Source organism: Viridibacillus arenosi (genome assembly GCF_001955655.1).
GTDB classification, from domain to species: Bacteria; Bacillota; Bacilli; order Bacillales_A; family Planococcaceae; genus Viridibacillus; species Viridibacillus arenosi.
This window is the reverse complement of the sequence record NZ_MSPW01000002.1, coordinates 272657-298329: the sequence shown is the minus strand read 5'-3', so window position 1 is coordinate 298329 and position 25673 is coordinate 272657. Positions and strand designations below refer to the sequence as shown.

Genomic DNA, 25673 nt, shown 5'->3' with positions numbered 1-25673 from the left:
AAGCCCCCTTATAATGCTCCTGAACTAATTACCTCTGCTGACTCTACAAAATCTAATTTTTTTAGTTGCTGTATTAAATCATCTAACTCTATATCCATCGCTGTCACATCTAACGATAATGTCACGTTCGCTCTTCCTTGAATCGGAATCGTTTGGTGAATAGTTAAGATATTACAATGTGTTTCTGTAACAGTCGATAATAGACGTGCTAATGTCCCTTTACGGTCTTCTAGCTGTAAAAAAACAGTTAAAATACGTTCTTGAACGATAGAGTGGAAGGGGAAAACAGCATCTCGATATTTATAAAATGCACTACGAGATAAATCTACTTGCTTAACAGCATCCCATATTGATGAAACGGCACCTGTCTGTAATAAATACTTTGCATCAAGTGTCTTTTGCATGGCATCTGTTAGAACATCTTCGCGTACTAAATAATAGCGTTGATCTGCTACATTTTTCATCTCTTTTCCCCCTAAATTCTTACTCTATAAATTCAAATTCGAATTCAAGTAATCGAACAATATCGCCATTTTCAGCGCCACGTTCTCTTAATGCTTCGTCAACGCCCATTCCGCGTAATTGACGAGCAAAGCGTCGAATTGAATCTTCACGACTAAAGTCAGTCATTTTGAATAATCTTTCGATAGAAGAGCCGCTTAATACGTAAGAACCATCATCATCACGTGAAACTTCGAAGTCCGGACCTTGTGATTCATGTTTGTATAAAACAGTCGCATCCGTTTCTTCTTCTTCCACATCGTTCAATGCAAATTCAGGTGTTACTTCTAATAAGTCTGCTACAGCGAATAGTAATTCTTTCAATCCTTTACGTGAAACAGCAGAAATCGCGAAAATTCTCGCATCTTCTCCAACTTTTTCACGGAAAGCTTGTAAGTTTTCTTCCGCATCAGGCATGTCCATTTTATTGGCAACAATAATTTGTGGACGCTCTGTTAAACGTAGATTATATTGTTCTAATTCTTTGTTAATCGTTAAGTAGTCGTCGTAAGGATCGCGACCTTCCATACCAGACATATCAATCACATGCACGATTACGCGCGTACGTTCAATATGACGTAAGAATTGATGTCCTAATCCTACACCTTGATGAGCTCCTTCGATTAATCCTGGTAAATCTGCCATAGCGAAACTACGGCCGTCCTCTGTTTCAACCATACCTAAGTTCGGCACAATTGTTGTGAAATGATATGCACCAATTTTCGGTTTTGCTGCAGTAACAACTGACAGTAATGTTGATTTACCTACACTTGGGAAACCGACTAAACCTACATCTGCTAATACCTTTAACTCTAATATAACATTAAGTTCTTGTCCTGGCTCGCCTTTTTCAGAAAGTTCTGGCGCTGGATTTGAAGGTGTAGCAAAACGAGAGTTTCCTCGTCCTCCACGTCCACCACGAGCAATAACTGCCGTTTGACCATGCTCTACTAAATCAGCAATTACTCTACCATCTTCTTCAGAAGTTACGATTGTACCAGGTGGCACTTTTACATAATAATCTTCCGCATTTTTACCGTGTTGGTTTTTACTCATACCATGATTACCGCGTTCTGCTTTAAAATGACGTTTATAGCGGAAATCCATTAATGTACGTAGTCCTTCTTCAACGATAAAGATTAAGTCTCCACCGTTACCACCATCGCCACCTGCTGGGCCACCATTTGGTATAAATTTTTCGCGACGGAAAGCCACCATACCATCTCCGCCGTCTCCACCTTTAACAAACACTTTAACGTGATCTACAAACATTTAAATACCCTCCTTGCTTGCTTCTATGCAATAACACCAATCTTCATTTGTATAATGATTATTTTTAATCATTATGGATTGATGATCTAATTTTTCTTTGAATGGCTCCATATCCCATAAGCCTTTTAAATGAAATGAAATTTCTAATTGTTCTTGCGTTGAGTTGATATGAAGTGATAGATTTTGCTCTATATATGGGTTTAATGAAGAGTATACATAGGAGACAGTCCGCTCTAAATGTTCTTTGATCGGTCCATCTAATGCTATATCCACCTCAGAATCAACGTTACTTTGAATAGTTACTTGATAGGACGGATAACGCCATTTCAATGTGTGTAACCATTCAATCGTTTTTGGTAATCCTAATTGATTAATATTGAAAAAGATACGACATTGTTCGGCCACTCCAGAAATTACTTCCTTCGAATCCTCTACACGACCCATATCCAAATTAATCTTTATTAGTTGAAGCTGATTTAAAAAATCATGGTGTGCAAAGCGTAGCACTTCATTTACGGTGAGAGGCTTTTCAGTCATTGTACACACTCCTCCAATAAGATGTTCAGTCTTCAGTATACCAATTTTTCATCGGTTTTTCTCGCATTAGAAAAACAAGGCTTCCGCTAACTTGAGCGAAAGCCGATTTAGAACAGGAACTGGTTACTAAAAACATACTTTTTACCAGTGAATAATAAAAGCGCAATCGTGCCCGTTCACCTCCGAGAAGCGTTGGAACGCCCGAAAACGAAATTGTCTTTCCTACTTTCATTAGAGGAATTGAAACGACCTCGAGGGTGGCGCGAATGCCTGGACATGATTAAAAGATATATACTTGCTTATTCATTTAAAAAAGGACTGCAATAAATGCAGTCCTTAGCTTTTGAAATTAAGCTTCTTGAGCGACAGGGTATACACTTACTTTTTTCTTGTCGCGACCGTAGCGTTCAAATTTAACTACGCCGTCAACTTTTGCGAAAAGTGTATCGTCTCCACCGCGGCCAACGTTTTCACCTGGATAAATTTTAGTACCGCGTTGACGGTAAAGAATTGATCCACCAGAAACGAATTGACCATCGGCACGTTTAGCTCCAAGGCGTTTTGACTCAGAGTCACGACCGTTCTTAGTAGAACCTACCCCTTTTTTCGAAGCGAAAAACTGAAGATCTAAAGTTAATAACATCATCTGTTCCACCTCCTACATTTGGGAATATGATATCTGAATATATTGTCCGTAACTTTGCACAATTGTATACAACTGTGCAACCATTGTTTGAACAACTAATTGTAAGCGACTGTCTAATTCTTCATCTAGATTGGCTGGCAATGTGACGTGGAGATATCCACCTTCACCCTCTTGCTGAATTGTAGGTTCCACATTTAATAGTTGGTACATGGCATTAACAGTGCCGAAAGCAATTGCTGATGCGCCTGCACACACTAAATCTTTCCCTGATTCATCAAAATCTGCGTGACCTTTCATTTCAAATGAAGATACATGTCTTTTTTCATCGTGATTAATCGTTACTTGGATCATTTAATCACCTCACTATTAAGCGTTGATAGCTTCAACTACTAATTTAGTATAAGGTTGACGGTGACCTTGTTTACGACGGTAGTTTTTCTTAGCTTTAAGTTTGAAAACAACGATTTTCTTTTGACGACCGTGTTTTTCAACTTTAGCTGTTACAGTAGCGCCTTCCACGAATGGAGCACCAACTTTAACTGCTTCGCCACCTACGAATAAAACTTTGTCAAAAGTAACCACTTCACCATCTTCTGCGTTTAATTTCTCAACGTAGATTTCTTGGCCAGCTTCAACTTTGATTTGTTTACCACCAGTTTCGATAATTGCGTACATATCTGCACCTCCTCTTATAACTCAGACTCGCCCTCAATCAGGTGATCCCGAAAGATACTTAAAACCTTTTCAGCGCGGTTGTAGTAGCACGGGTGCTACAAACAATAACATTAAAATACTACCACATAGAAACTATTACGTCAATATATTCAACGCATACTTTTCAAATGCTTTAGTATATTTCCGATATCGCCATTCTTTTATATTTTGAAATAAAATAAAAAGAAATAAAAAGAGCAAAAATACCGATTTTGGTAATAATAATATACAGCACAGTAAAACCGCTAAACACGTAATAATCGAATACTTTAAAAAAAACTCATGTATTTCATATAGAGGTCGTTTTCCACTTAATAAGATTTCGATTATACGACCACCATCCAACGGCCAAATAGGCAATAGATTAATAAATAAAATAAAGAACTGTATGTATACCAGCGGTTCTTGAATCGCCCCTGGCATGAACAGAGCTAAAATCAAGAGAAAAGAAGTAGCTATCGGCCCTGCAGCCGCAACAACCAACCTATACTTTTTACGAATCAGCTGTGTTTTTGCAAGTCTAATTTCCCCTCCATAAGGCATGATCGTGCAGCCTTCAATTTTAAGCTTATATTTGTTAGCTGCTATTAAATGTCCGCATTCATGCCAAAGCAATGAACCGAGAATCATGGCATAATGTGCTACATTGCCTGATAACAATAATATAATGATTATCGGTATCATTGTAGGATGTATCCGAAATTTCAATACGCTTAATTTCTCTCTCACTTCAACCACTCTTTTATCGCGGTTGAATCAAGCATAGTTCCTTTTTTCTCAACTTGTAAATAAAGACGCCCTGATGTTAAATTCGAAATTGTTTCTCCCTCCTTAACTGAGGTATACGGTAATATTGTCAATTCGTCTAAAAAGCCATACGTAACATTTTCTCCATTCTCATAAATAACTGTCATCGTTTTCCCAAGTGATTGCGTATGGCCAGTGAAAATGACAAGTCCATCTTGTTTGGCACGTATACTTATATTCTCTTTATAAGACAGTAAAGTACCGTTCGAGAACGGCTGTAAAGTGGAAAATGTAGCGAGCTCTCCCTCATATAAAGGAGCTGTAACAGTTATTGAATCAACTTCTTTAGCATCTGGATTAAGCAAACCCTTTGTCCAATTTCGTAGCACTACAAAATCTTCACCAGTACTTGTAATTTGCTTAATATTCGTCTGCATCGTGCCGTTTTTTTCAAGTGTTGAAATCATGACAACACAAAGTGTAATGAGGAATGCCAAAATCCACTTCAATTTATTCTTCAAACGCTTCACCTCATAGTATTCTTTATTGCAATATATGAGTAGAGAAGGTACTTCATTCATTTACATGTAATATATTAACTTTAATTAGAGAGAGAAATAAATTAAATTAATAGTACTTTTTTGTACTATCTCTGAAATTCAAGTTCTATTTCCACCTTACATATTCCCTACCAAACAAAAAGACTACTCATCACATTTTATGTGTTGAGTAGTCTAACTAATCGAGAACATTATTTACCAGGCTTCAAGGCTTGTCTATTATGGACGAGCATCTTCAGAACTTACTTAGAAAATAGTGATTTGAGTTTAGCGAAAACGCCTTTACTCTCACCTTCTAAAGTCATAAGTGGAACTGATTCACCTAGGATTCTTCGCACGATATTGCGATATGCTAAAGCCGCTTGCGTAGTTGGCTCCATCACAATCGGCTCACCTTTATTAGATGAGCTAATCACATTTTCATCATCCGGGATAATTCCTACCAAATCAATTGATAAGTGTGTAGTAATCTCGTTCACATCTAATGTATCGCCTCGATTCATTAAATGTGGACGAATCCGATTAATAATTAATTTAGGCGGTTCTATTTCTTCTTGTTCTAACAGACCAATAATGCGATCTGCATCACGTACCGCTGAAATCTCAGGTGTTGTTACAACTATTGCTTTGTCTGCACCCGCAACAGCGTTTTTATAACCTTGTTCAATTCCAGCTGGACAGTCAATTAACACAAAATCATAATCTCTTTTTAATTCACCAATTAACTGCTTCATTTGTTGTGGTGTTACTGCTGTCTTGTCTGTCGTTTGAGCAGCTGGTAATAAAAACAATAATTCATCAAAGCGTTTATCTTTAACAAGCGCTTGGTGAATTTTACATCGTCCTTCAATAGCATCTACTAAATCATAAATAATGCGGTTTTCTAATCCAAGGATAACATCAAGGTTGCGTAAACCGATGTCTGTATCAACTAAGCATACTTTTTTTCCTTGAAGGGCCAATGCAGTTCCTAGATTTGCAGTAGTCGTTGTTTTACCAACGCCTCCCTTACCAGAAGTTATTACAATTGCTTCTCCCACATTAGCTTCCTCCTTTAAACGTTGACAGATTTGGTCTAAATAAACGCAAATCTTGCAAGCGGTCAATCGTAATATGACCATTTGAATGTATGTACGCACATTCCATTTCAGGTGTTTCGGACAAAACGGCTAATTCATTTGTCATAAGTTCCATCAAGTCAGCAATCAGTAGATGGGTTGCTTCAAGCCAAGACGCTGCTATAACTGCTTCGCGGTTGCCTTTTGAACCAGCATGAGCAATTCCTTTCAAACGCCCTAAGACGAAAATACTACCGCCTGCTTCAACTCTAGCGTTAGGATTAACATCTCCAACAACTACTAAGTCACCTTCTGCACGAATCGTTTGTCCCGATCGTACGATACCAACATAAGTAGCTGATCTGCTTTCTACCACTCTACGATTACTTTCCTCTACAGAAATTACATCGCTCTTAATCTTTGAAACTTTTAAATGCTCGGATTTCTGAACAATATGCAATATTTCTTTTAATTGTTCTTCATCACAATAACGATTTCCTAATTGAATCTGTACTTCAGCTTGACCTTCCATACCTTCTTCGGACACCTTACGCTTAAGTTCATCGATTAACTCTGAGTAAGCGCATTGATCGTCTAGTCGAAGCACAAGTCCATCCTTCGTACCTTTAATATAGACTAGCTGCTTTGTCGACAAATGCGTCACCTCACGATTTTTTATAAAATGGATTGATTTGCTTTTTGCAATACGCGCGCTTGTATTAAATATCTAAACGTCCAACCAAGCATAATTAGGAAAATCGAGTTCGCTATCATTGTTGGTATTAAACGCTGATTTAAAAATTCTGAAAATGGAATAGTCGTAAATGAAATTAATAAGAAAAATTGATGTAAGATAATCTCTAATAACGCGACTAATAGTAGCGATAATGTTGTTGTTACAAACAAATGCTGATGGATATATTTTACTGTAGAACCTGCTATAAAACAAATAAATGGGTACAAAAATGAATATAATCCAATAATATCAATGTAGAAGATATCATACAAGAGGCCAAAAATTAATCCATATAGCATAGCTCGTTTTCGATTGTAGTATATCGAAAGAAATATCAAATATAATATCAAAAATCTTGGTACTAAATAAGCTAATTCACCATTCCATTTAATCGGTGAGAATAGGGCGAATTCAGTTTCCAAAAAGAACAAAACAACAGCGACTAGAGGAATTAGAAAACGTACCATCATTCTCCATCCCCAGTCGTGTTAGTAGTAGTTTTATTTGTTTCGTCATTGTTTGTACTATTACCATCAGAACCATCAATATTAATAGAATCTCTTTTCGCAATAATGACATGATCAAGCATAGAAAAGTTAGCAGCTGGTTTCACATAAGCAAGTTTTGTTAAACCATAATCATCTGTAGTAACTTTTGTTACTTCCCCAATTAAAATACCTTTCGGGAAAATACCACCTAAACCAGATGTCATAACTTTATCGCCCTTTTTCACTTTCAAACTAGAGTCAATACGTTTTAGTATTAATTCGTTACGTTTCTCATCAAAACCTTCTATTAGACCAAATACTTGTTTTTTATTTGCAACAACCGCTGATACACGATAGTTCGGATTATTGGTAGTCAATAACTCTACTTCTGATGTATACGGTGTCGTTTGCACGATTTTACCAATTAAGCCTTCAGATGTTCTAACTGCCATGTTGACTTTAATCCCATCCATCGTACCTTGGTCCAAAATTAACTTTTCTTCCCATTGATCTGGATTTCGTGCAATAACAGTTGCTTGAATCGGATTAAATTTCTTTAAATCCTCTTTTTTGTCAATTATAGCTCTTAGCTTGTCGTTTTCAATCTTCAAATCATTGACTTCGCCCTGCAGTACTGCAAATTCTTCCAAACGCGATTTTAATCTTTTATTTTCATCATACGTGTTTAATAATGCATCGACATTATTAAAGATTCCTGTTATGTAGTGAGCCGGTTTGGTCACTAGAGATTGTCCAAAACCGACTGTATCTTTAATAATTTGTTCAGGAAGCGAGGCGTTTTGACGATCGCGTAAGGAGAAGCTAATCAATGCCACTAGGAAAATTACGCCGACAAGCAGCAAAATTAATCGCTTATTCGAGAAAAACTGTGGCATTGCCTAAACCTCCTTAACCTTTCGTTTGTTGACGACGTACTAAATCAATATGATCTAACGCCATACCAGTACCAATCGCAACACAATCTAGCGGGTTTTCAGCAATAAATACCGGCATATTTGTTTCGCTACTGATAACTTTATCTAAGCTTTTCAGTAGAGCTCCACCACCAGTTAATACAATACCGCGTTCCATAACATCAGCAGAAAGCTCTGGAGGAGTTTGCTCTAATGTTTTCTTCACGCCGTCGATAATAGCAGAGATAGATTCACGTAATGCTTCAGCAATTTCGATAGAAGAAATTTCAATTGTTTTTGGTAAACCAGTTACTAAATCACGACCACGAATTTCCATGCGCTCTTCTGGACCTTCAGTGCTTGCAGAACCAATTTCCATTTTAATAGATTCAGAAGTACGTTCACCAATTGTTAAATTATATGATTTACGAATATAAGCTGTAATGGCTTGATCCATTGCGTCACCCGCAACACGTACAGATTCACTTGTCACAATACCACCTAATGAGATAACAGCAACCTCAGTAGTACCACCACCGATATCAACAACCATACTACCTGTTGGTTCCCATACTGGTAAGTTAGCACCAATCGCCGCTGCAAATGGTTCTTCAATTGTGAAAGCATCTTTCGCGCCTGCTTGACGAGATGCATCTATAACAGCACGTTGTTCAACAGATGTAATACCATAAGGTACACAAATCATCACATTCGGCTTTTTCCAGTTACCACCAGAAGATTTCATAGCCTCACGTAAATAATATTGAATCATAGTAGTAGTAATATCAAAATCAGCAATTACGCCATCTTTCATTGGGCGGATTGCTACGATTGAACCTGGAGTACGTCCGATCATATTTTTTGCATCGTTACCTACTGCTACGATTTCACCTGTTTTTGTATTTTTCGCAACTACAGAAGGCTCTCTGAGTACGATTCCTTTTCCTTTAATAAATACCAATGTATTTGCTGTGCCGAGGTCAATCCCGACATCTTTCCCACCTAATCCAAACACTATTATGTTCTTCCTTTCTCTATAGCCATAACTTTCTTAGCTGTCATAAAATCATAAGTTTTATTATAACGGAAAGGAATGAAAAATTACAGTGTTACATGTACCCTTTCTCCTTTAAACTTATAAATTGGTGGTCCCCAATTATGACATGGTCTAAAAGCTCTATACCTATTATATAGCCGGCTTCCTGGATTCGTTTTGTAACTTCAATATCTTCTGGTGAAGGAGCGGGGTTGCCTGAGGGATGATTATGCGCACAAACAAGCGAAGCAGCAGAGCGTTTAACAGCTTCACGAAAAATTTCACGTGGGTGAACGATACTAGCATTTAAACTACCAATGAAGATCGTTTGCTTATGAATAATTTGATTTTTAACATTCAAAAACAACACTACGAAATGCTCTTGTAGTAAAGCAGTCATATCAGCCATTAAGTATGTAGCTGCATCTTGAGGAGATCGAATAGTATAGCGATCTTCTATTCGCTGTTGCGAAATTCTTCTGCCGAGCTCAATGGCAGCTAGCAGTTGAATCGCTTTTGCCTCCCCGATTCCTTTAACAGCCATGATTTCCTCAATGGCTGCATGCTTTAATTCGTGAAGCTGTTCGAAAGAAGTTAAAACTCGATTTGCAATATGTAAAACAGATTCTTCCTTCGTTCCTGTCCGTAATAATATTGCGATAAGCTCCTGGTTCGATAAACTCTCTGCTCCTTGTCGCTTTAATCGTTCCCTTGGGCGGTCATCTTGGTGCACATCACGGATCATCATTGGTTTAATAGTGTCAGTAGACATCGACTATCTCCCCTTCCTTTACATCGAGAATCTTTTTGTTAATTAGATGCTCTTGCAAAGAGTCAATTGGTAATCCCGCGACATTATCAAAATCACCCTCGATAGATTCCGATAAATTTGCCCCTAATCCTTGTATATTATAACCAATATCATGTTCAAAAGGTTCCCCTGTTTCAACATAATGTTCAATTATTTTTTGAGATAATTTTTTCATCGTTACTTTGGACTCAACTACAACCATTGTTAGCTGTCCAAGATATCTAACTGCGATCGCAGTCGTTACAATATGTTGACGATTTGATAGTTTAGCTAAATAACGATATGCAGCTTGTCTAGTAGTAGGGGGGCTCATAATTTCACCATTGATGCTAACGGTTCTTTTCGTAGAAATATATGCCTTATTATGCTCTACCATAAATTGACGCCACAAAGTCACAAAAGAACAGTACACAGTAAAATCCAAAGGTGATGTAGTTGAAGGATAATCAATGGCTACATGATGATACTCAACCTCATAAGGTATTTTAATGCGAGCAAAAATATCCTCAGCATTGCCTTTCGGGCTCACTAAAACAATAGTCGTTACTGGATTTAAAGTCATTTCAATTCCCTCCTTTTTTGACATCATAATCGAAATGACATTTTTTTCAAAAGTGTTAAAATCGAGATTTGATGGGTTTTAACACCTTAAAATCCAATTTTGAGACATTTGTTTTGAGCTGTATAATGGCTAATTAGCTGCAATCTGATTACTAGAATATCGTCCGAAACCTTTGACACTGCTTCAATGTTAGAAGCCCATTTAGAAGGTGGATCAATCTTTTTCTTACCGCCTTCAAAAGTAAACTTTGACACTTTTGATGCACTCAGTACTTTGGGCATTTCGACAAGTGCCGGACTTTCACATTTAGCACCGCTAAAGCTAATCTTTTTTACGAAAGAATCTTTATCTACTCTTTCTTTAATTTCTTTTTCCTTCGTTCCAACTGCAGACCATACAAAATATTGACCGCCAAATGAAACGATCGCACTAGTATATAGTTTCGGATTAGTACCTAAAAATTCTGTCGCGGATTGCTCACTTGAAAAAACACCATACTGTTGTGCATAAAAGGTATATGCTTTGTCATCAGCCTTAGCAGTTGTTGTCGTTTTAGATGCAGTTTTCTTATCATTAGTAACTTGCTTTTCTGCCTGTCCATCAAAAAAATGCAATGCAATGAAAAATAGAAATACTCCTGCCACACCAATAATCACACCATGCACCATAGACAAGAGCAGCATTTTTTTATTATTTCTAGATTCAAATTTCATGTCATCACCCCTCTATTAACCGTAGCATGATGACCATAAAAAAAGACAAGACTCTTGTCGTCTTGTCCATAAAATTTATCTTGTTAAAATAACAAATTCATATACCATTCGAGAATTTGTTCGCCATAAAAATAAGTAATGATACTTGCCAATGCAATCGATGGACCAAAAGGAATCGGAGTTTTACGCCCTTGCTTTCGGTAGTTTAATAGTACAACGCCTACTATTAAACCAATAACCGACGCCAAAAATAACGCAAGTAATGTCGAATAAATACCAAGTACTAGTCCAATGATGAAGAATAATTTAATATCCCCGCCCCCTATCCCACCTTTCGACAGGATCGCAACGAGTAATAATATTAAAAATCCACCAAATGCCCCAACAATACTGTCCCACCATGGGTTCGACTGGATGAAAAAACGTCCAACCACTAAGAGCACTCCAAAAACCAATAAAATCTTATTAGGAATCAACATATACGCAATATCTGAAACTGTAATAATGATTAATAAGGAAATAAATAATAGTGCAATAATCAATTCAGGATTTAATCCCAATTCCAAATACGCCAATGTAAAAAGAAAAGCTGTCACAAATTCCGTTAACGGATATACCCAATGAATTTTCGTTTCACACTTTCTACATTTACCCTTCAAAAACAAAAAAGATAACACAGGTACTAAGTCCCTAGTTGTTAACCGCCTTTGACAATTTGTACAATGTGAAGGCGGGCTAACAATAGACTCTCCCTTAGGTACTCTTAACCCAACTACATTAAAAAACGAACCAAAAACTAGACCAAATATAAAAAAGAATAGTGCATAAACAATTATCATTTATATCCCTCTTATTATAGTTTATTCTTCTACTGAACCCTCGTAGTAGAATACTGTGAGTTGAACGGTAGCTTCATGCGCTTCATCTGCCCCTGAACTTTGTACATCTGTATTTGGTATTTCGTACTCAACAGAGTCAATACGCATAATACGAGGCAATACTTCAACTTCCTTTAAAAAAGCTCTTATTTCTTTTTTATCCTTTGCATTAATTGATAGCGTCATTGATATTAGCTTTAATTTTTCTGGTAGACTACTAGATGCAATCGGCGAAACAGGAGTAACCGACGTTTCGCTCTCATCATTACCATTCACATTATCACTACTTGCTTGATTTTGTGGCTCCTTATTTGTTGAGGTTTCTTCCATTTGGATTGTCTCTTTAACTGTCTCATCATAATTATTAAATGTAATATCAATTACATTCGTTTCACTTACTAATTCCACTTGTTCAATAGCATTAATCACATTACTTAAATCACGATCTAACGGTACTTTCGTTTTTAATTCACTCATACTTTTCTCATTAGCTTTTTGTTCTTCCTTCATTATATCAAGCTGTTCATCTAGTGTGGCTGCCTCTTTCTTCATATCCGCGATTTGATATTTCAATGAATTACTTTCCTCCATTTTTGGATATACCGCGTAATAAAAGATAGCGCCTAAGATTGTGATAACAAGTATTCCGATAAGAATATATGCTGATTTCTCATTACTCCCTAAAGAATTCATGGACGTTCTACCTCCGCAAGTAAATCTGAATTACTAATAGCCAATTTAAACTCTGCTGTATAGCGGGGTACTAAATCCTCATCTGAATCGGCGTCATTATACTCGTTTTTTTCTGGTTTAAAAGAAGTTACTTTTTCAATTTGGACATCTGTATATAAATGATCCATTAATAATTTTTGAACATACAGAGATACGTCGTTAAGCGTTTCAAAGTCGATTGTCACTACAATACCTTCAGGACCGTATTTAATATCCGTAAGCTTTTCGTACGATTCAAGATGACCTTCTAAACTATCAATAATCGGTGCAACCGGGTATGAAACCGATTCAACAAATTGTACAGATTGTGCAAGTGTACCTTGTGATTGCTTCTGAATATTCGCGATTTGGTCTTTATAACGATCAATTTTTGTTGATAAACCTTGTTGCTCTGAGGACAAAGATTCAACCTCACTTTTTAACGAGAAATATTTCACCCCAATAGCAATAAATAACAAGCAAATGACAGCTACAAATAACCAAAAAAGTAGACTATTTGTCTTTTTTCTTTCTATCTTAGGTAAGAGATTAATATCTGGAATCATACCCTACTCTACCTCCTTTAAGGCTAGTCCAATTAAACTTGATTGTGATGCCTTAAAGTTAGGAAACTTACTAGTAATCACTGAATCTGTTAAAGTATGTACCGGCAAAGTTAATTGACTTTCTAGCATGTCAATGATGTATAGCAGCTCAGGAGAATCTCCTATAACAACAATATTCCCTACGCTCTTTTCACCTTTATTTAAAGAATAGTGATAAAAGTTTAAAATACGATCAATTTCAGATAACGGCTCCATTAATGCTGTTTTATAATTCATCACATCATCACTGTAAGCATAATCAAAAGCATCTTCCGTGTGTTTCGGGTACCATTTACTACGCTCTGTATTAATCGTTTGATAGCGTAAAAATTCGACTTCCCCTTGCGAATAAATTGTTATTGAGAGCTCATTAATAGACCAATCTGTAATTAGCGTAATGCTGTTATGTATATTCGGCATAACCATTTCAAGCAAACGTAGATTAGAAATCGCTTTAATATCCGCTACAACAGGTGATAAGCCAGCATCAGCTAATAGCCCCGTCAACTTCTGAATCTCATCTGCACTCGTAGCAAATAAAGTCGCCTTTCCATCCCCAGCCTGTGCATCATAAATATCAATAAGTGCATCTTCAAATGGTAGATGAATTGAACGTCCTAGCTCCATCTCTACATACTCTTTAATCGCTTCTTCTCCCTTTAATTCCTGTGGATGCTCAATTACCTTCATCATGACTGTACTATCAGGCACAAAAAAGCGTACATTCTGACCTTTAAGTCCATATTTTTTTACTTGCTCCTTTAGTAGCTCAAAAAAAGAAAGCTCATCTTCAATGACACCATCCACCACAATACCTTCATCTAAAGGAATACCTTCTATTGTAGCCTGCTCTAAATCATTTGAACTGACTGCTAACATATGCATTGCATAATCATTATATATAAATGACAGTTGTCGCTTTTTCTTCTTAAATATCATCAGAGTACCTCCCACATCGAAAAGCTTTAATACTTCGGTGGAGAAAGCCGGGAATGCATTTGAAATGCTATCTATGGCTTTCTTCAACGAAAGATTAAAGGGAATACAGCAGCGGAGGCTGCTGTACTTTTTTAATTTCCTGTCGGTGGAGTTGTTTCCTTCTTGTTACCCATTAATTTCGCTAATTTATCACTTGTAATTGTTCCATCTGTAGCTTCGTCTTTGAATTTCCCTTTCATTTCTGCTAATGCAGGATACGTAACAGTATAAACACCATCAGCACGTTTTACAGAAACACCCGATAAATCAGTGCCATCTTTAGTTACAAAACTTTTCAACTGGTCCGCTGTACATTCATTCTCTGAACATTCTCCATCTGTAAATGCAATTTTCGCTCCAGAAAGAATATTTGAAGCGTCGGCTAAAATTGCTTTATCATTTGAGTTATTTATAATATTCCCAATCGCAGGAATAGCGATTAGTGCGATAATCGCGATAATAACGATTACTGCTAATAGTTCGATTAAAGTCATACCTCTTTCATTTTTTATCATTTTTTTGATCTTATTCATGATAAAACCTCCTTTTTTCGTATATGTAAGTTGATCCTTAGATGTTAGTTGTACTTGCTCGGTTGTCATTTGTCCTTTCACCTCCTTCCAATTAAAAATTCACTAGATTTGTTCATATAAATTAAACATCGGTAGCATAATGGCTGCTACTATAAATCCAACAATAGCTGCTAATAGCAAAATCATTAATGGTTCAATTAAGGATTTCAGCGAATCGACTGTACGATCCACGTCATCCTCGTAAAACTCCGCTATTTTTTCTAGCATATAATCTAAAGAACCCGTTTGCTCTCCGATAGCAACCATTTGCGTTACAAGTGGTGGGAATACCCAGCTTTTCTCTAACGGCTGCGATAGTGGACTCCCTTTTTCTAATGAACTTTTAGATTCACTAATCACTTCTTCTATTACAGGGTTACCGATAATTTTCTCAACAATAGCTAAAGCACTTAATATGGGGACTGAACTACTAAATAAGGTTGATAACGTTCTAGTCATACGAGCAATAGCCGATTTTTGCAGTACTTTTCCGAAAATCGGCATTTTCAGTAGGATATAGTGCGTCATAAAATTAATTTTTTCATTCTTCTTAAATAGAAAAGCAAATCCTCCGATTGCAACTATAGCTACGAGTAAAAATAGCCACCAGAATTTTTTCAAAGCATCGCTAAATGCCAGGACAACCAATGTAATGGCTGGTAGTTCAGCACCAAAACTAGCAAAGGACGCTGTAAATCTTGGGACAAGCCATAGCAGCATAAAAACGGCCACAAAAACGATTAATATAACTAACACAATCGGGTAAGTCATAGCCGATTGAATCTTCTTCTGTAATTTAAACGATTTCTCATAGCTAAAAGCCATTCGATCTAATGTGTCATCTAAATTACCTGTTGCTTCCCCAGCTTTCATCATATTGATAAAGAGCGTCGGAAAAATCTTAGGATATTTTGCTGCTGAGGCAGAAAAAGCAATACCGGAGCGTATATCCTCTTCCACACTAACTAAAGCTTTTTTTAGCGCCTTACTAGACGTTTGCGCACTAAGAATCCGTGTTGCTTCTACGATCGATATACCTGCTCGAATCAGCGTTGCAAATTGGCGACAATAAATAACAAAGTCCTCATTTTTCACTCCACTACCAAGCGATAAATCTTTGTGCAAAATACTTTTGGATTCTTCAATTTGTCTAGGATTAATGCCTTGATCTCGCAATTTTTTAACGGCTAATTGCTTGGTGCCAGCTTCAATAGTTCCCTTCTCCGTAGATCCCTTTGATGACCGACCACTATAGCGATATACTGTCATCCAAATTCACCTGCATTCAAATACGTTTTGGCAATTTCAAAATCTATTATTTTCTTCGCTAAAAGATGTTGAATAGAACTTTCAATTGTATGCATGCCAACTGCTCGATTTGTTTGCATGATATTCGGAATTTGATGTACTTTATCATTTCTTATTAAATTAGAAACAGATGGAGTATGTACTAAAATTTCTGTTGCTGCTACTCTACCTGGCTTGTCTATTCGTTTAAACAGTCGCTGTGAAATAATTCCTTGTAACACATTCGCTAGCTGAATACGAATTTGACTTTGCTGATGAGGTGGGAAGACGTCGATAATACGGTCAATTGTCGTTGGAGCACTACTTGTATGTAATGTCGCCATGACTAAATGTCCTGTTTCAGCAGCTGTAATTGCTGTTGAAATCGTCTCATGATCACGCATTTCTCCTACTAGAATAATATCTGGATCTTGACGAAGAGCTGAACGTAAACCGTTTGCAAAGCTATTCGTATCTGTTCCTACTTCTCGTTGGTTTACAATCGACATTTTATGTTTATGCAAATATTCAATAGGATCTTCTAGCGTAATAATATGTTTCGCATTATTGGTGTTAATATAGTCAATCATTGCGGCTAAAGTTGTAGATTTACCTGAGCCTGTTGGTCCTGTTACAAGAATGAGCCCCTGGGGTTTACTACATAAATTTTTCAATACTTCCGGCATGCCTAATTGATCGATTGTTGGAATTTCAGATGTAATTTTACGTGCTGCTAATGTACAGCTATTGCGCTGATGATAGGCGTTCATACGGAACCGACATCTTCCAGGGAGTGAGTAGTTGAAATCAACTTCACCTTTTATTTCATATTCCTCCTGACGATGCGGAGGCAGAATTTCTTTTATCATCAGCTCTAAATCATCAGGTGTCAGATTCTCTTCTCCATACGGTTGCAATTGTCCGTTAATCCGATAATGCGGAGGTACACCTACAGTTACATGTAAATCTGAAGCGTCACTGTCGTCCGCATAAATTAGTAATTCTATAATAGATTTTGCCATTTCCTCACATCCTAGTTATCAGTCGCTACACGTAATATTTCTTCTGTCGTTGTAATACCCTCCGCTACCTTTAACAGTCCATCTTCTAATAATGTTCGATAGCCTTTGTTATACATTTGCTTTTTAATCGTTGCAATTCCTGCTTTATTTAGTATCAATTCTTTTATATAATCATCGACTACGAGTATTTCATGAATTGCAAGTCGCCCTCTATATCCCGTCTTATTGCATGACGGGCATCCTTTACCACGCTTTACTTTTTCAACGTGGACATTATGTTTCACAAAAATCTCCTGTTCCTGTATAGATAAGTCATGATACTCACCACAATCACGGCAGACTCGTCTAACAAGACGCTGCGCCACTACTCCGACAACTGATGATGAAATTAAAAACGGCTCAATCCCCATATCAATCAATCTAGAAATAGATTCAACCGCACTATTCGTATGTAATGTACTTAATACTAGGTGCCCAGTTAGAGATGCACGAGTCGCAATTTGCGCTGTTTCTAAATCTCGGATTTCACCTATCATGACGATGTCTGGATCTTGACGTAAAATAGATCTTAAACCAGTAGCAAACGTCAATCCTATTTCTTCACGAACTTGAATTTGATTTACACCATCCATTTGATATTCAACTGGATCCTCAACTGTCACGATATTGACATCTTCACCATTTAGATGATGTAATGTCGCAGATAATGTAGAAGATTTACCGGAACCCGTTGGACCTGTAATAAGTACGATTCCATTCGGTTTAGAAATTATTTTTTTAAAATGCACTAAGTTATTATCTGAAAACCCAAGCTTTCGAATATCTCCGTGTGAATTATTCAAATCCAAAACACGCATAACAACTTTTTCACCATAAATTGTAGGTAACGTAGATAATCGAATATCAATCGGGTGAAGATTAATATTTGCCTTTATTCGCCCATCCTGTGGTAAACGATTTTCTGTAATATTCAAATTCCCCATTATCTTAATACGAGCGATGATCATATTTTGCATATGTTTCGGAAGGGAACGCTCTGTTTTTAATACACCATCTATACGTAATCGAATACGTAGTTCAGTTTCATGTGGGTCAAAGTGAATATCACTCGCTCTTTGAACAACAGCATTCGAGATAATTTGGTTAACTAACTTAACAATAGGAGAATCATCATCAAAAATTTCTACTTCTTCATCCTTTTCTAGTGGGATAAAATCATTCAACGCCGCATCCATTGTCTCCTGTAAATCATAGTATTTAGAAATAGAACGGTATAAATCATCCTTCGTTGCAATACTCGTTTCTATTTGGCAGCCCGTCACCATACGAACTTCTTCTATCGCGAAATAATCCATAGGATCAGCCATAGCAATGAGTAATTTATTCTTTTCACGCGTCAAAGGCATTAATAACGAACGTTTAGCTAATTCTTTTGGTACTAGTTGAATGAGTTCCGGTTCAATTGCATATTGACTGATACTAATATGAGGTACGCCTAATTGGAATTCTAGTACTTCAATTAATAATTGCTCTGTTAGTAAATTTTCTCTGATTAGAAAATCTCCAAGTCTTTCATTTATATTTCTACTCTTTAGAGCATAATCTAACTGCTCCTGAGTAATTGCGTTAGCTTCAACTAATAAATCCCCGAGTCTTTTTCTTTTTACCTTACTCATTTCTCCTTCACCTCTTTGCAACCTTATTTAGAATCACCAGGTGTTACAATATCCCCTGTTTCGGTATAGTAGCTTCCTTCGGGAACAGGACTACCATTTTTACTTTTAGTTGCTTTTTTTCGTTTAGTAGTTGTTGGTTTGCAAACATCTGAGGTATCATCCTCATTACATTCTTCTGAAACTTCTTCTCCACTTGCAGAATTCAAATCAACCGGTGTTTGTTTTGATGAAAGCTCAATAATTTCATTTTGTGGAGCATAGTAATTCTGACTTATTAATTCTGTCTTTTCATTTCCATCATCATTAGTGACTGTACGATAAATTACTAGTTGTAGACCTGATTCTGATTGTTGAGCTATCTCTCTTTCTCCTTCTTCTAAATAAGAAGAATATCGATAAATAGTTCGAGGCTTAACATTTTTTTTATCCTCTTCAAAGACTGACACTTTTGGATTGCCTCGTAGAGAATATAGTTCAATTTTTAATTCACCTGAATTTACTGTAGCAACAATTTTTGCTGGTACTTTACTATGGGATACAAATCGCAAATCTTTTTTAAATATTGGATTAACAACAGCTTCATACCCTGGATTCACATAGGTTGGAATTTCATTAGCTTGATGTCTTTCCAAAATTTCAAAGCTACTTTGTACTACTGAACTATATAAAGCCGATGCTACAATCGTCATTACACTTTCATTGTTAGAAGCATTGGCTATTAGTTCATTAAATGAAACTTCATTTTCCGGCTCAATTATAAAACCATTTAATTGAGCAACAATTTTCGAAATTTCTGCGGTTTGGCTTTCACTCAAAGCTATCGTTTCAAATGAAATTCGTTCAGCTTGATCGATTGATATATCTTTAACTGCAACCTTAATCGGAGAACTCTTCAGATAAGATGCCGCTTCAAGAATTTGAGTAATTAAATTTTCATCTTTTAAATTTGTTTGGTTTTCAATTTTCTCTTTTAAAGTAGGATTTGCTTCTACAATCAAAGACTCATGTACAATACGTTTCTTTTCCCAAAACGCATACCAAGGTTTCTCAATACTAAGTTCATATTGTCTAATAGAGGCATTTATATCGAATTTGAAATCTTCCCCGGTCAATAAAATCTCTTTTTCCCCAACCATTATCAATATTTCGCTACTTTGCCATGTATCAACGGCTGCATTTAACTGTTTTTTCATCTCTTCCTTAGACAAATTCTCTATAGATACATTACCTATAGTAGAACCTTTTGGAGCAGCTAATGCTTTATCCCCGTTATATTCAAATGAAACAAGAAAACCGAATACTAGCAGTGTAATTATTGTAAATTTCGTAAATAACCTCATATTCTAATTCTCCTATTATATTTTTTTGTATATTCGTATATCCTCATCTATAAACTAGATTATAAATAAAAATTATCCTAAAAGATACGACTTTTATCACAATTTAAAATGTTTTTTGTGAATAATCAATGAAAACATATGCTATATATCACAGAAGAAGGTATGATATAAGTGTATAGTTTAATATATAAAACAGGTTATTTGAACCACTTGCATTTTATTTTATCTATCACCTCATATTGTTGAAAAATATATTCCATCAATCTTACGAAAGAGGTTTTAAAAATGAAGAAATTCTATAAGATGTTTCATTCAAATGAAAAAGGATTCACACTTATTGAAGTTTTGGCATCTTTCGTTATATTAGTAATTCTACTAATAACATTTTTTACCTTCTTTATCCAAACAGCAAAAACAGGAAAGAGCTCAGAAAATATAGTAGATGCGACTTATATCGCACAGTCAGAAATGGAAAAGGCCTATGCAGTGAGTAAAAAGGAGAGCAATCAAGAAAAAGCCTTAAAAAGTTTAGGCTATACGCTTGAAGCTAATGGGGTTGAATTCATTAAAACAGAAGCTAAAAATACTATTAAATTAAAGCTTAAAAAAAACACAAATGCACCTAATTTAACGAACATAGTTATTACTGTCTATGAGAACAAAGAGGTTACTCCGAAAGCACAAATGGAAAATGTATTCGTATGGAAGTGAGGCAAACAATGAAGAATATAGCAAACAACGAAAAGGGAATTACATTAGTAGAGACACTCGCAGTTATCGTTATATCCGCTTTAGTTGCTACTTTAATATTCAACGTTCAATTGTCTAGTTCTAAACAATACGACAAACAATTAAATAAAAATCAGCAGCTTCATGAGGTTTCATATGTCTTAAAAGTCATTACAAAAGAAATGAGAAAAACAACTGATATTGTCTCTATTAAAGATGGGATAAAAGTAAAAAATGAAGAATATAGATTCGATAAAAGTACAAATGGCATCACGAAAAACAGTGTACCATTCGCTACTAATATTGAAGAATTCTTGGTTGAATACAAAGAAAATTCATGGAATATAAAAATAACAAATCTTGATGGCAAAACTGTTGAAACAAACATAGTCGTTAGGAGTGGAAACTAATGAGAAAATTATATAAACATAACCACACTTTAAAAAATGAAAATGGCTATACACTAATTATCGTCCTTATGGTACTGGTTGTTATGTCGATACTTGGTGTTTCATTGATGAGCGTTACTGCAACAACAATGAAGCAATCTTCAGGTGAACGTACAGATCAATCGGTATACTATATTGCAGAAGCAGGTATTGTACAAAAAAGAGAAGAACTTAATAACAAGGTAAACGATGCTTTCATTTCCACTAAAAATCACTATGAAACTTTAACTACTAAAGAAAAATTAAAGTTTAATTTCACAGACTATTTTTACACTCAAGCTGAGCAAAATATTGCAAGCTCAACAGTCAATCAGTTTAGTAATTATGAAGAACATTTTGGCAAAAAACCGAAATCAACAATAATATTAACAAAAGATAAAGATGACTCTAACAAATACTATATAAAATCAACAGGTGAAATTGGAGGCAAAAAAAGAACAGTAACACAAGAATATATTGTATATTTAGTTGTTGAAACGACTCCAACACCCGAGACATATACACCTAAATATGCAGTCCATGTTAAAAATACTATCTCATTATCAGGAAGCGCTAATATTTATGGGGCAGATATTGCAACCGAATCATCTAATCCCGGGAGTATAGATATTCCTGCGTATTATGGACATAAACCTAAAGCAGATCTTAGCACTCCTATTGATATCGAGTTACCTTCTTTCCCAGAGGATGATTTTAAAAATTTAGAGCAATTGAAATACCCTAATAATGAGCTAGTCAAAAAAAATGACTCCGAAAAGACAAATGTCATACAAAATGGCGATTTATTAATTAATCACTACCTTACTAACAAATACACACTTAATATGACAAATAATATGAAATTTAAAAATATCATACTATCTAGTAACTATTCATTAACGATCAATGTTGGTAATACAGACAAGTCCCTCTTAGTAGACCACTTAAATATTGATAATGGACATATAAACATAATAGGTTCTGGAAAATTAACTATTTATGTGAAAGATAAAATAACTACAAACTCTTCAAGTACAGTAAACAACAATGGGAGTATATCCAAACTAAAAGTGTATTACAAAGGAAATAATGCAATAAACATGGCTGGTGATCAAAGGATCTTTGGATCACTATATGCAAAAAACGCCAATATTAAATTTGGAGGTAGCGGAGGATTCCAAGGGGATATTTATTCTGGAGGAAGTAAAGTTGAATTAGATGGAGCTTCTTCAGCCATTACTAAAGTATTTTTCGCACCAAACGCAGATGTTACTTTATCAGGTAGTGGAAATATTACAGGAGCAGTTATTGCAAAATCTTTTACTGCTTCAGGTGGATCATATGTTCAATATGCTTCCTCTAACCCTATACCTATTGAAACAGTTCCGTCTTATGATGACCCTAAACAATTATCATCTCAAGGAGCTTTAATAGAAGAGTAATATAATAGTAATATAATAGTATTAATTCTTTTAATAAATAACTAAAAAAATTAAGGATATTGTTAAACACAAAAAGGCGTTTCAAAGTTGAAGAATTAACTTTGAAACGCCTTTTTAATTATTCTTTCGCACATTTTCTACAGAAAAATTTATTGGTCTCTTGAACTAAAAACTCATTTGGAATCCATTTAAGGAATCTTCTATAACCTAAATGTTCCTCGTCTCAACTAAAAAAGAATACTAACCACATAGAAAAAGTATTCTACAACCAACTTCAGTAATTAAAATTAATAAGACTTATCCCTACAATAAAAAGTCGTGAGCTTTAATGTCGTTTGAATGGTTTCTTTCAAACCATTTAAAACTTGATCTCCGTTTGGAACTGAAAAGTTTACTTTGTCTATACGGACGATACGATCTAATCTTTCTACTTCTTTTATAAAATCATAGACATCGTCATAATTTGGAGAGATTAGCATTGCATCAAATGTTATACATTCGGGCTTAAGTGAGGACTTTACAGATGCATTTGAACACACGGGAGTTGCATACTGAATTTCTTCTACTTGTTGATTTACTGATGAATGATTAAAGGACAGGTTTTCATCAGTAATTATTGATTCACTACTATGATTCGTTATTCCATCTACTAATTCTTTTCCTGACAAATTATTTAATGAAATGTCTACATCATTTTTAATCACAATATGATCAATCTTCGTGATAGTTAGCTGTTCAATATTCTGGAGTGCACGAAGAACCTTATCTAACTGTCTACTTCCAGGATCTTTGTTTAAAAATTCAAATTGATTGATTTTAGTACATCCTCTCTTTTATATTTCAAGTTTTCATTGCTTATTTTTAAATAGTGTAGAAATGCAGGCATTCATAAGTAAAAAATATTTAACTGATATGTATTCTGCTAATCATTATATGTTGCAATAGCTAAGAGAATTCTAGGAATCTCTTAGCTATTAATTAGGTTTTTAGATACTCCGCTACTCGATTACGCCCTTTTTGTTTAGCTCCTACATACAAAGCCCTATCAGCGTTTCGTATTAATGCCATTGGTTTATCACAATCTTCAGGAGCAGTTGAGACACCAACACTTGTCGTGATTGTGACATGTTCTTTTATATGGCTCAAACTCAAATCGGATCCAATTTCAAATAACTTATGTTGCACATTCATACGAATATCTTCAGCTAAGTGCAGTGCCTCACTTTTAGACATATTGGGAAGTAAAATAACGAATTCCTCACCACCAAATCTAGCTAATAGTCCTTTACTTCCCACTTCTCCCTCTAAAGTACGAGCGAAGTCACATAAAATGCTATTGCCACTTTGATGACCATACGTATCATTAATAAGTTTGAAATGATCAATATCAAGCATTATTAACGAAAGTTGACGTATTTCTCCGTCCATTAATTGTTGCATTTTAACTGTAAGTTGTTCTTCGAAATATCTGTAATTATATAACCCAGTTAAACCACAGCGCTCACTTTTGTTTATTGTCGCCTCAATGTAACGCGACCGCTCCACTGAAACAGCAAAATAAGAACATAGTATATCTAATATACGAATTTTATATTCTTCAAAGAACTTTTTCTTATTAGAAGCTAATAAGAAAACTCCTACCATTTTTTGATTTCTCGAGATTGGCATCATTACTATACTTTGTGTAGCAAAAGGTAAAAAACCTATCCCCATCCCTATCCATTCGGTCTGTTGATTGTAGACAATTGTTTGTTCAGTATTCATTATTTCTTTGATAGGTGTTTTTAAAATATTTTCATGAGAGATATTAACTGCTGTACATACTCCATTTTCATGTGATCTAAGGAATTGTAGCTGACCATTCACTATATCGATAATGTAAGCATGATCTACAGGCATGATTTCAATTGTTTTACCCATAAATAAATCCACAACTTCATCACTCGTTAAGCGATCCCCTAACTGATGGCCAAAATGGGCAGCCAACGATAAGTATTCATTTACTCTTTCTGATGTACTATACATTCTTAAAATCTGAGTCACTATCAAGAATGGCAATCCAAGTAAAACAAATGATATAGGACCCACATATTCCGACAGTAGATATAGTGTTAACCCCATAGGAAAAGTAAATAGCATACTATTATAGTCCCAATAATCATCTTTTGTTAGAAATGGAGCTCTTTTCTTCATAACGATTAAGCTCAATTTCAGTAATACATGATTCACAAATGTATTCATAAATAAGTAAAACATTCCGAATAAGACAATATGAGGAATGTTAAGCGAACCAAATTCTCCACCAATTAAGATAAAAAGTAAACCACTGATGAAAGAGACGAGGAAAAACATTATCGAATTCCAAGGTATACGATATAGACTTAACTTAAGTAACTTTGCACGATATAAAAAGGGAATCAGTGCAATTTGGAATACAATTAATTCTATAAATAAACCATATTTCAAAAAGACCGCTAAGTTTACCCATTGCATAAAAAATAAAGGGACCCCGTTTATAACAAAAGGGAAAATGGCTGTAATGATCGCCAATACTATGAAACCTATTAACTCAGACCAATTAATATAAGTTGGTGGAGGAAAATAGTGGTATACCAAATTTAAACCAATTGGTACAGTTGCCAACCATACTATAAATACGGCCCATCTGAACTTTAGTGACAAATTCACTTCTCACACCTCTCATCGTGAG

30 protein-coding genes and 1 other annotated feature are annotated in these 25673 nt (G+C 35.5%); of the genes, 3 read left to right on the top strand and 27 right to left on the bottom strand.

All coding sequences use genetic code 11. The features are described 5' to 3' along the window. Window positions 1–8: 8 nt before the first annotated feature. The 25 genes from BK137_RS05300 to BK137_RS05180 form a co-directional block, all read right to left on the bottom strand. Complete coding sequence (locus BK137_RS05300) at window positions 9–464, bottom strand: ACT domain-containing protein (RefSeq protein WP_038187384.1); 456 nt, start codon at window positions 462–464, stop codon at window positions 9–11. Between the two features lie 19 nt (window positions 465–483). Continuing rightward, window positions 484–1773, bottom strand: coding sequence for a GTPase ObgE (obgE, locus tag BK137_RS05295; protein WP_038187386.1), 1290 nt, complete (start codon window positions 1771–1773; stop codon window positions 484–486). After that, window positions 1774–2310, bottom strand: a complete 537-nt coding sequence (locus tag BK137_RS05290) for a Spo0B domain-containing protein (RefSeq protein WP_038187388.1) — start codon at window positions 2308–2310, stop codon at window positions 1774–1776. 349 nt (window positions 2311–2659) lie between these two features. Continuing rightward, window positions 2660–2953 carry a 50S ribosomal protein L27 gene (gene rpmA, locus BK137_RS05285; RefSeq protein WP_038188306.1) on the bottom strand — a complete coding sequence of 98 codons (294 nt, stop codon included), beginning with the start codon at window positions 2951–2953 and terminating at the stop codon, window positions 2660–2662. Between the two features lie 15 nt (window positions 2954–2968). Next, window positions 2969–3307 carry a ribosomal-processing cysteine protease Prp gene (locus tag BK137_RS05280; protein ID WP_038187401.1) on the bottom strand — a complete coding sequence of 113 codons (339 nt, stop codon included), beginning with the start codon at window positions 3305–3307 and terminating at the stop codon, window positions 2969–2971. Between the two features lie 15 nt (window positions 3308–3322). Further along, window positions 3323–3631 carry a 50S ribosomal protein L21 gene (rplU, locus tag BK137_RS05275; RefSeq protein ID WP_038187403.1) on the bottom strand — a complete coding sequence of 103 codons (309 nt, stop codon included), beginning with the start codon at window positions 3629–3631 and terminating at the stop codon, window positions 3323–3325. A gap of 13 nt (window positions 3632–3644) precedes the next feature. Continuing rightward, window positions 3645–3721: a sequence feature (ribosomal protein L21 leader region), on the bottom strand. A gap of 45 nt (window positions 3722–3766) precedes the next feature. Then, window positions 3767–4399, bottom strand: a complete 633-nt coding sequence (locus tag BK137_RS05270; RefSeq protein WP_051448773.1) for a site-2 protease family protein — start codon at window positions 4397–4399, stop codon at window positions 3767–3769. After that, the gene (locus BK137_RS05265; RefSeq protein ID WP_038187405.1) at window positions 4396–4938 is read right to left on the bottom strand and encodes a peptidoglycan DD-metalloendopeptidase family protein; all 543 of its coding nucleotides are present in this window, start codon (window positions 4936–4938) and stop codon (window positions 4396–4398) included. Before BK137_RS05265 ends, BK137_RS05270 begins: the two co-directional genes overlap by 4 nt. A gap of 281 nt (window positions 4939–5219) precedes the next feature. Further along, a complete protein-coding gene (gene minD, locus BK137_RS05260) occupies window positions 5220–6017 on the bottom strand; it encodes a septum site-determining protein MinD (RefSeq protein WP_038187406.1) in 798 nt (265 codons plus the stop codon). Window position 6018: 1 nt separating this feature from the next. Beyond that, window positions 6019–6690: a septum site-determining protein MinC gene (minC, locus tag BK137_RS05255; RefSeq protein ID WP_038187409.1), complete on the bottom strand. Its 672-nt coding sequence runs from the start codon at window positions 6688–6690 to the stop codon at window positions 6019–6021. A gap of 20 nt (window positions 6691–6710) precedes the next feature. Then, window positions 6711–7238, bottom strand: coding sequence for a rod shape-determining protein MreD (gene mreD / locus BK137_RS05250; protein ID WP_038188313.1), 528 nt, complete (start codon window positions 7236–7238; stop codon window positions 6711–6713). Next, on the bottom strand, window positions 7238–8155 hold the full coding sequence (mreC, locus tag BK137_RS05245; RefSeq protein WP_038187412.1) for a rod shape-determining protein MreC: 918 nt from the start codon (window positions 8153–8155) through the stop codon (window positions 7238–7240). The genes mreD and mreC overlap by 1 nt, the downstream gene beginning before the upstream one ends. A 13-nt stretch (window positions 8156–8168) precedes the next feature. After that, window positions 8169–9188 (bottom strand): rod shape-determining protein, encoded by a 1020-nt coding sequence (locus BK137_RS05240; RefSeq protein WP_038187415.1) that lies wholly within the window; start codon window positions 9186–9188, stop codon window positions 8169–8171. A 94-nt stretch (window positions 9189–9282) separates the two neighbouring features. Then, window positions 9283–9981 carry a RadC family protein gene (radC, locus tag BK137_RS05235; protein WP_038187417.1) on the bottom strand — a complete coding sequence of 233 codons (699 nt, stop codon included), beginning with the start codon at window positions 9979–9981 and terminating at the stop codon, window positions 9283–9285. After that, window positions 9971–10582, bottom strand: a complete 612-nt coding sequence (locus BK137_RS05230) for a Maf family protein (protein WP_051448774.1) — start codon at window positions 10580–10582, stop codon at window positions 9971–9973. The genes radC and BK137_RS05230 overlap by 11 nt, the downstream gene beginning before the upstream one ends. 86 nt (window positions 10583–10668) lie before the next feature. After that, window positions 10669–11295 (bottom strand): hypothetical protein, encoded by a 627-nt coding sequence (locus BK137_RS05225; RefSeq protein WP_051448775.1) that lies wholly within the window; start codon window positions 11293–11295, stop codon window positions 10669–10671. Window positions 11296–11378: 83 nt separating this feature from the next. Then, entirely contained in the window at window positions 11379–12134 is a 756-nt protein-coding gene (locus tag BK137_RS05220) for a prepilin peptidase (protein ID WP_038187429.1), read from the bottom strand. A gap of 21 nt (window positions 12135–12155) precedes the next feature. Continuing rightward, window positions 12156–12866, bottom strand: a complete 711-nt coding sequence (locus BK137_RS05215; RefSeq protein WP_038187432.1) for a hypothetical protein — start codon at window positions 12864–12866, stop codon at window positions 12156–12158. Then, a complete protein-coding gene (locus BK137_RS05210) occupies window positions 12863–13450 on the bottom strand; it encodes a PilN domain-containing protein (protein WP_038187435.1) in 588 nt (195 codons plus the stop codon). Before BK137_RS05210 ends, BK137_RS05215 begins: the two co-directional genes overlap by 4 nt. Before the next feature lie 3 nt (window positions 13451–13453). Continuing rightward, window positions 13454–14428 carry a type IV pilus biogenesis protein PilM gene (gene pilM / locus BK137_RS05205; protein ID WP_038187439.1) on the bottom strand — a complete coding sequence of 325 codons (975 nt, stop codon included), beginning with the start codon at window positions 14426–14428 and terminating at the stop codon, window positions 13454–13456. A gap of 131 nt (window positions 14429–14559) precedes the next feature. Then, window positions 14560–15000, bottom strand: coding sequence for a prepilin-type N-terminal cleavage/methylation domain-containing protein (locus BK137_RS05200; RefSeq protein WP_081730127.1), 441 nt, complete (start codon window positions 14998–15000; stop codon window positions 14560–14562). Window positions 15001–15102: 102 nt separating this feature from the next. Beyond that, window positions 15103–16308 (bottom strand): type II secretion system F family protein, encoded by a 1206-nt coding sequence (locus BK137_RS05195; protein WP_038187441.1) that lies wholly within the window; start codon window positions 16306–16308, stop codon window positions 15103–15105. Next, complete coding sequence (locus BK137_RS05190) at window positions 16305–17348, bottom strand: type IV pilus twitching motility protein PilT (RefSeq protein WP_038187443.1); 1044 nt, start codon at window positions 17346–17348, stop codon at window positions 16305–16307. The genes BK137_RS05195 and BK137_RS05190 overlap by 4 nt, the downstream gene beginning before the upstream one ends. Before the next feature lie 11 nt (window positions 17349–17359). Beyond that, entirely contained in the window at window positions 17360–19024 is a 1665-nt protein-coding gene (locus BK137_RS05185) for a GspE/PulE family protein (protein WP_038188330.1), read from the bottom strand. Between the two features lie 23 nt (window positions 19025–19047). After that, a complete protein-coding gene (locus BK137_RS05180; protein ID WP_038187446.1) occupies window positions 19048–20364 on the bottom strand; it encodes a VanW family protein in 1317 nt (438 codons plus the stop codon). 285 nt (window positions 20365–20649) lie between these two features. Between BK137_RS05180 and BK137_RS05175 the strand changes: the two genes are divergently transcribed. Genes BK137_RS05175 through BK137_RS05165 form a run of 3 tightly spaced genes read left to right on the top strand, consistent with a single transcriptional unit; the run spans window position 20650 to window position 22963 of the window. Continuing rightward, window positions 20650–21075, top strand: coding sequence for a type IV pilus modification PilV family protein (locus BK137_RS05175; protein WP_051448776.1), 426 nt, complete (start codon window positions 20650–20652; stop codon window positions 21073–21075). Window positions 21076–21083: 8 nt separating this feature from the next. Continuing rightward, window positions 21084–21503 (top strand): type II secretion system protein, encoded by a 420-nt coding sequence (locus BK137_RS05170; RefSeq protein ID WP_162148718.1) that lies wholly within the window; start codon window positions 21084–21086, stop codon window positions 21501–21503. Continuing rightward, window positions 21503–22963 carry a DUF7305 domain-containing protein gene (locus BK137_RS05165; RefSeq protein ID WP_038187452.1) on the top strand — a complete coding sequence of 487 codons (1461 nt, stop codon included), beginning with the start codon at window positions 21503–21505 and terminating at the stop codon, window positions 22961–22963. Before BK137_RS05170 ends, BK137_RS05165 begins: the two co-directional genes overlap by 1 nt. A gap of 287 nt (window positions 22964–23250) precedes the next feature. Here BK137_RS05165 and BK137_RS05160 read toward each other — a convergent pair whose 3' ends face one another. Continuing rightward, window positions 23251–23667 (bottom strand): type 4a pilus biogenesis protein PilO, encoded by a 417-nt coding sequence (locus BK137_RS05160; protein ID WP_038187455.1) that lies wholly within the window; start codon window positions 23665–23667, stop codon window positions 23251–23253. 274 nt (window positions 23668–23941) lie between these two features. Beyond that, window positions 23942–25651 (bottom strand): sensor domain-containing diguanylate cyclase, encoded by a 1710-nt coding sequence (locus tag BK137_RS05155; RefSeq protein WP_038187457.1) that lies wholly within the window; start codon window positions 25649–25651, stop codon window positions 23942–23944. Window positions 25652–25673: the final 22 nt, after the last annotated feature.

Excerpts from the sequence above, each read along its gene's own strand:
- BK137_RS05195 (WP_038187441.1), bottom strand. The coding sequence starts at position 16,308 with ATGACAGTATATCGCTATAGTGGTCGGTCATCAAAGGGATCTACGGAG.
- BK137_RS05170 (WP_162148718.1), top strand. The coding sequence starts at position 21,084 with ATGAAGAATATAGCAAACAACGAAAAGGGAATTACATTAGTAGAGACA.
- BK137_RS05280 (WP_038187401.1), bottom strand. The coding sequence starts at position 3,307 with ATGATCCAAGTAACGATTAATCACGATGAAAAAAGACATGTATCTTCA.
- mreC (WP_038187412.1), bottom strand. The coding sequence starts at position 8,155 with ATGCCACAGTTTTTCTCGAATAAGCGATTAATTTTGCTGCTTGTCGGC.
- radC (WP_038187417.1), bottom strand. The coding sequence starts at position 9,981 with ATGTCTACTGACACTATTAAACCAATGATGATCCGTGATGTGCACCAA.
- rpmA (WP_038188306.1), bottom strand. The coding sequence starts at position 2,953 with ATGTTATTAACTTTAGATCTTCAGTTTTTCGCTTCGAAAAAAGGGGTA.
- BK137_RS05185 (WP_038188330.1), bottom strand. The coding sequence starts at position 19,024 with ATGAGTAAGGTAAAAAGAAAAAGACTCGGGGATTTATTAGTTGAAGCT.
- BK137_RS05300 (WP_038187384.1), bottom strand. The coding sequence starts at position 464 with ATGAAAAATGTAGCAGATCAACGCTATTATTTAGTACGCGAAGATGTT.
- BK137_RS05230 (WP_051448774.1), bottom strand. The coding sequence starts at position 10,582 with ATGACTTTAAATCCAGTAACGACTATTGTTTTAGTGAGCCCGAAAGGC.
- BK137_RS05175 (WP_051448776.1), top strand. The coding sequence starts at position 20,650 with ATGAAGAAATTCTATAAGATGTTTCATTCAAATGAAAAAGGATTCACA.
- BK137_RS05215 (WP_038187432.1), bottom strand. The coding sequence starts at position 12,866 with ATGAATTCTTTAGGGAGTAATGAGAAATCAGCATATATTCTTATCGGA.
- BK137_RS05200 (WP_081730127.1), bottom strand. The coding sequence starts at position 15,000 with ATGAATAAGATCAAAAAAATGATAAAAAATGAAAGAGGTATGACTTTA.
- rplU (WP_038187403.1), bottom strand. The coding sequence starts at position 3,631 with ATGTACGCAATTATCGAAACTGGTGGTAAACAAATCAAAGTTGAAGCT.
- BK137_RS05190 (WP_038187443.1), bottom strand. The coding sequence starts at position 17,348 with ATGGCAAAATCTATTATAGAATTACTAATTTATGCGGACGACAGTGAC.
- BK137_RS05225 (WP_051448775.1), bottom strand. The coding sequence starts at position 11,295 with ATGAAATTTGAATCTAGAAATAATAAAAAAATGCTGCTCTTGTCTATG.
- pilM (WP_038187439.1), bottom strand. The coding sequence starts at position 14,428 with ATGATATTTAAGAAGAAAAAGCGACAACTGTCATTTATATATAATGAT.
- BK137_RS05220 (WP_038187429.1), bottom strand. The coding sequence starts at position 12,134 with ATGATAATTGTTTATGCACTATTCTTTTTTATATTTGGTCTAGTTTTT.
- BK137_RS05210 (WP_038187435.1), bottom strand. The coding sequence starts at position 13,450 with ATGATTCCAGATATTAATCTCTTACCTAAGATAGAAAGAAAAAAGACA.
- BK137_RS05290 (WP_038187388.1), bottom strand. The coding sequence starts at position 2,310 with ATGACTGAAAAGCCTCTCACCGTAAATGAAGTGCTACGCTTTGCACAC.
- BK137_RS05165 (WP_038187452.1), top strand. The coding sequence starts at position 21,503 with ATGAGAAAATTATATAAACATAACCACACTTTAAAAAATGAAAATGGC.
- mreD (WP_038188313.1), bottom strand. The coding sequence starts at position 7,238 with ATGGTACGTTTTCTAATTCCTCTAGTCGCTGTTGTTTTGTTCTTTTTG.
- BK137_RS05180 (WP_038187446.1), bottom strand. The coding sequence starts at position 20,364 with ATGAGGTTATTTACGAAATTTACAATAATTACACTGCTAGTATTCGGT.
- obgE (WP_038187386.1), bottom strand. The coding sequence starts at position 1,773 with ATGTTTGTAGATCACGTTAAAGTGTTTGTTAAAGGTGGAGACGGCGGA.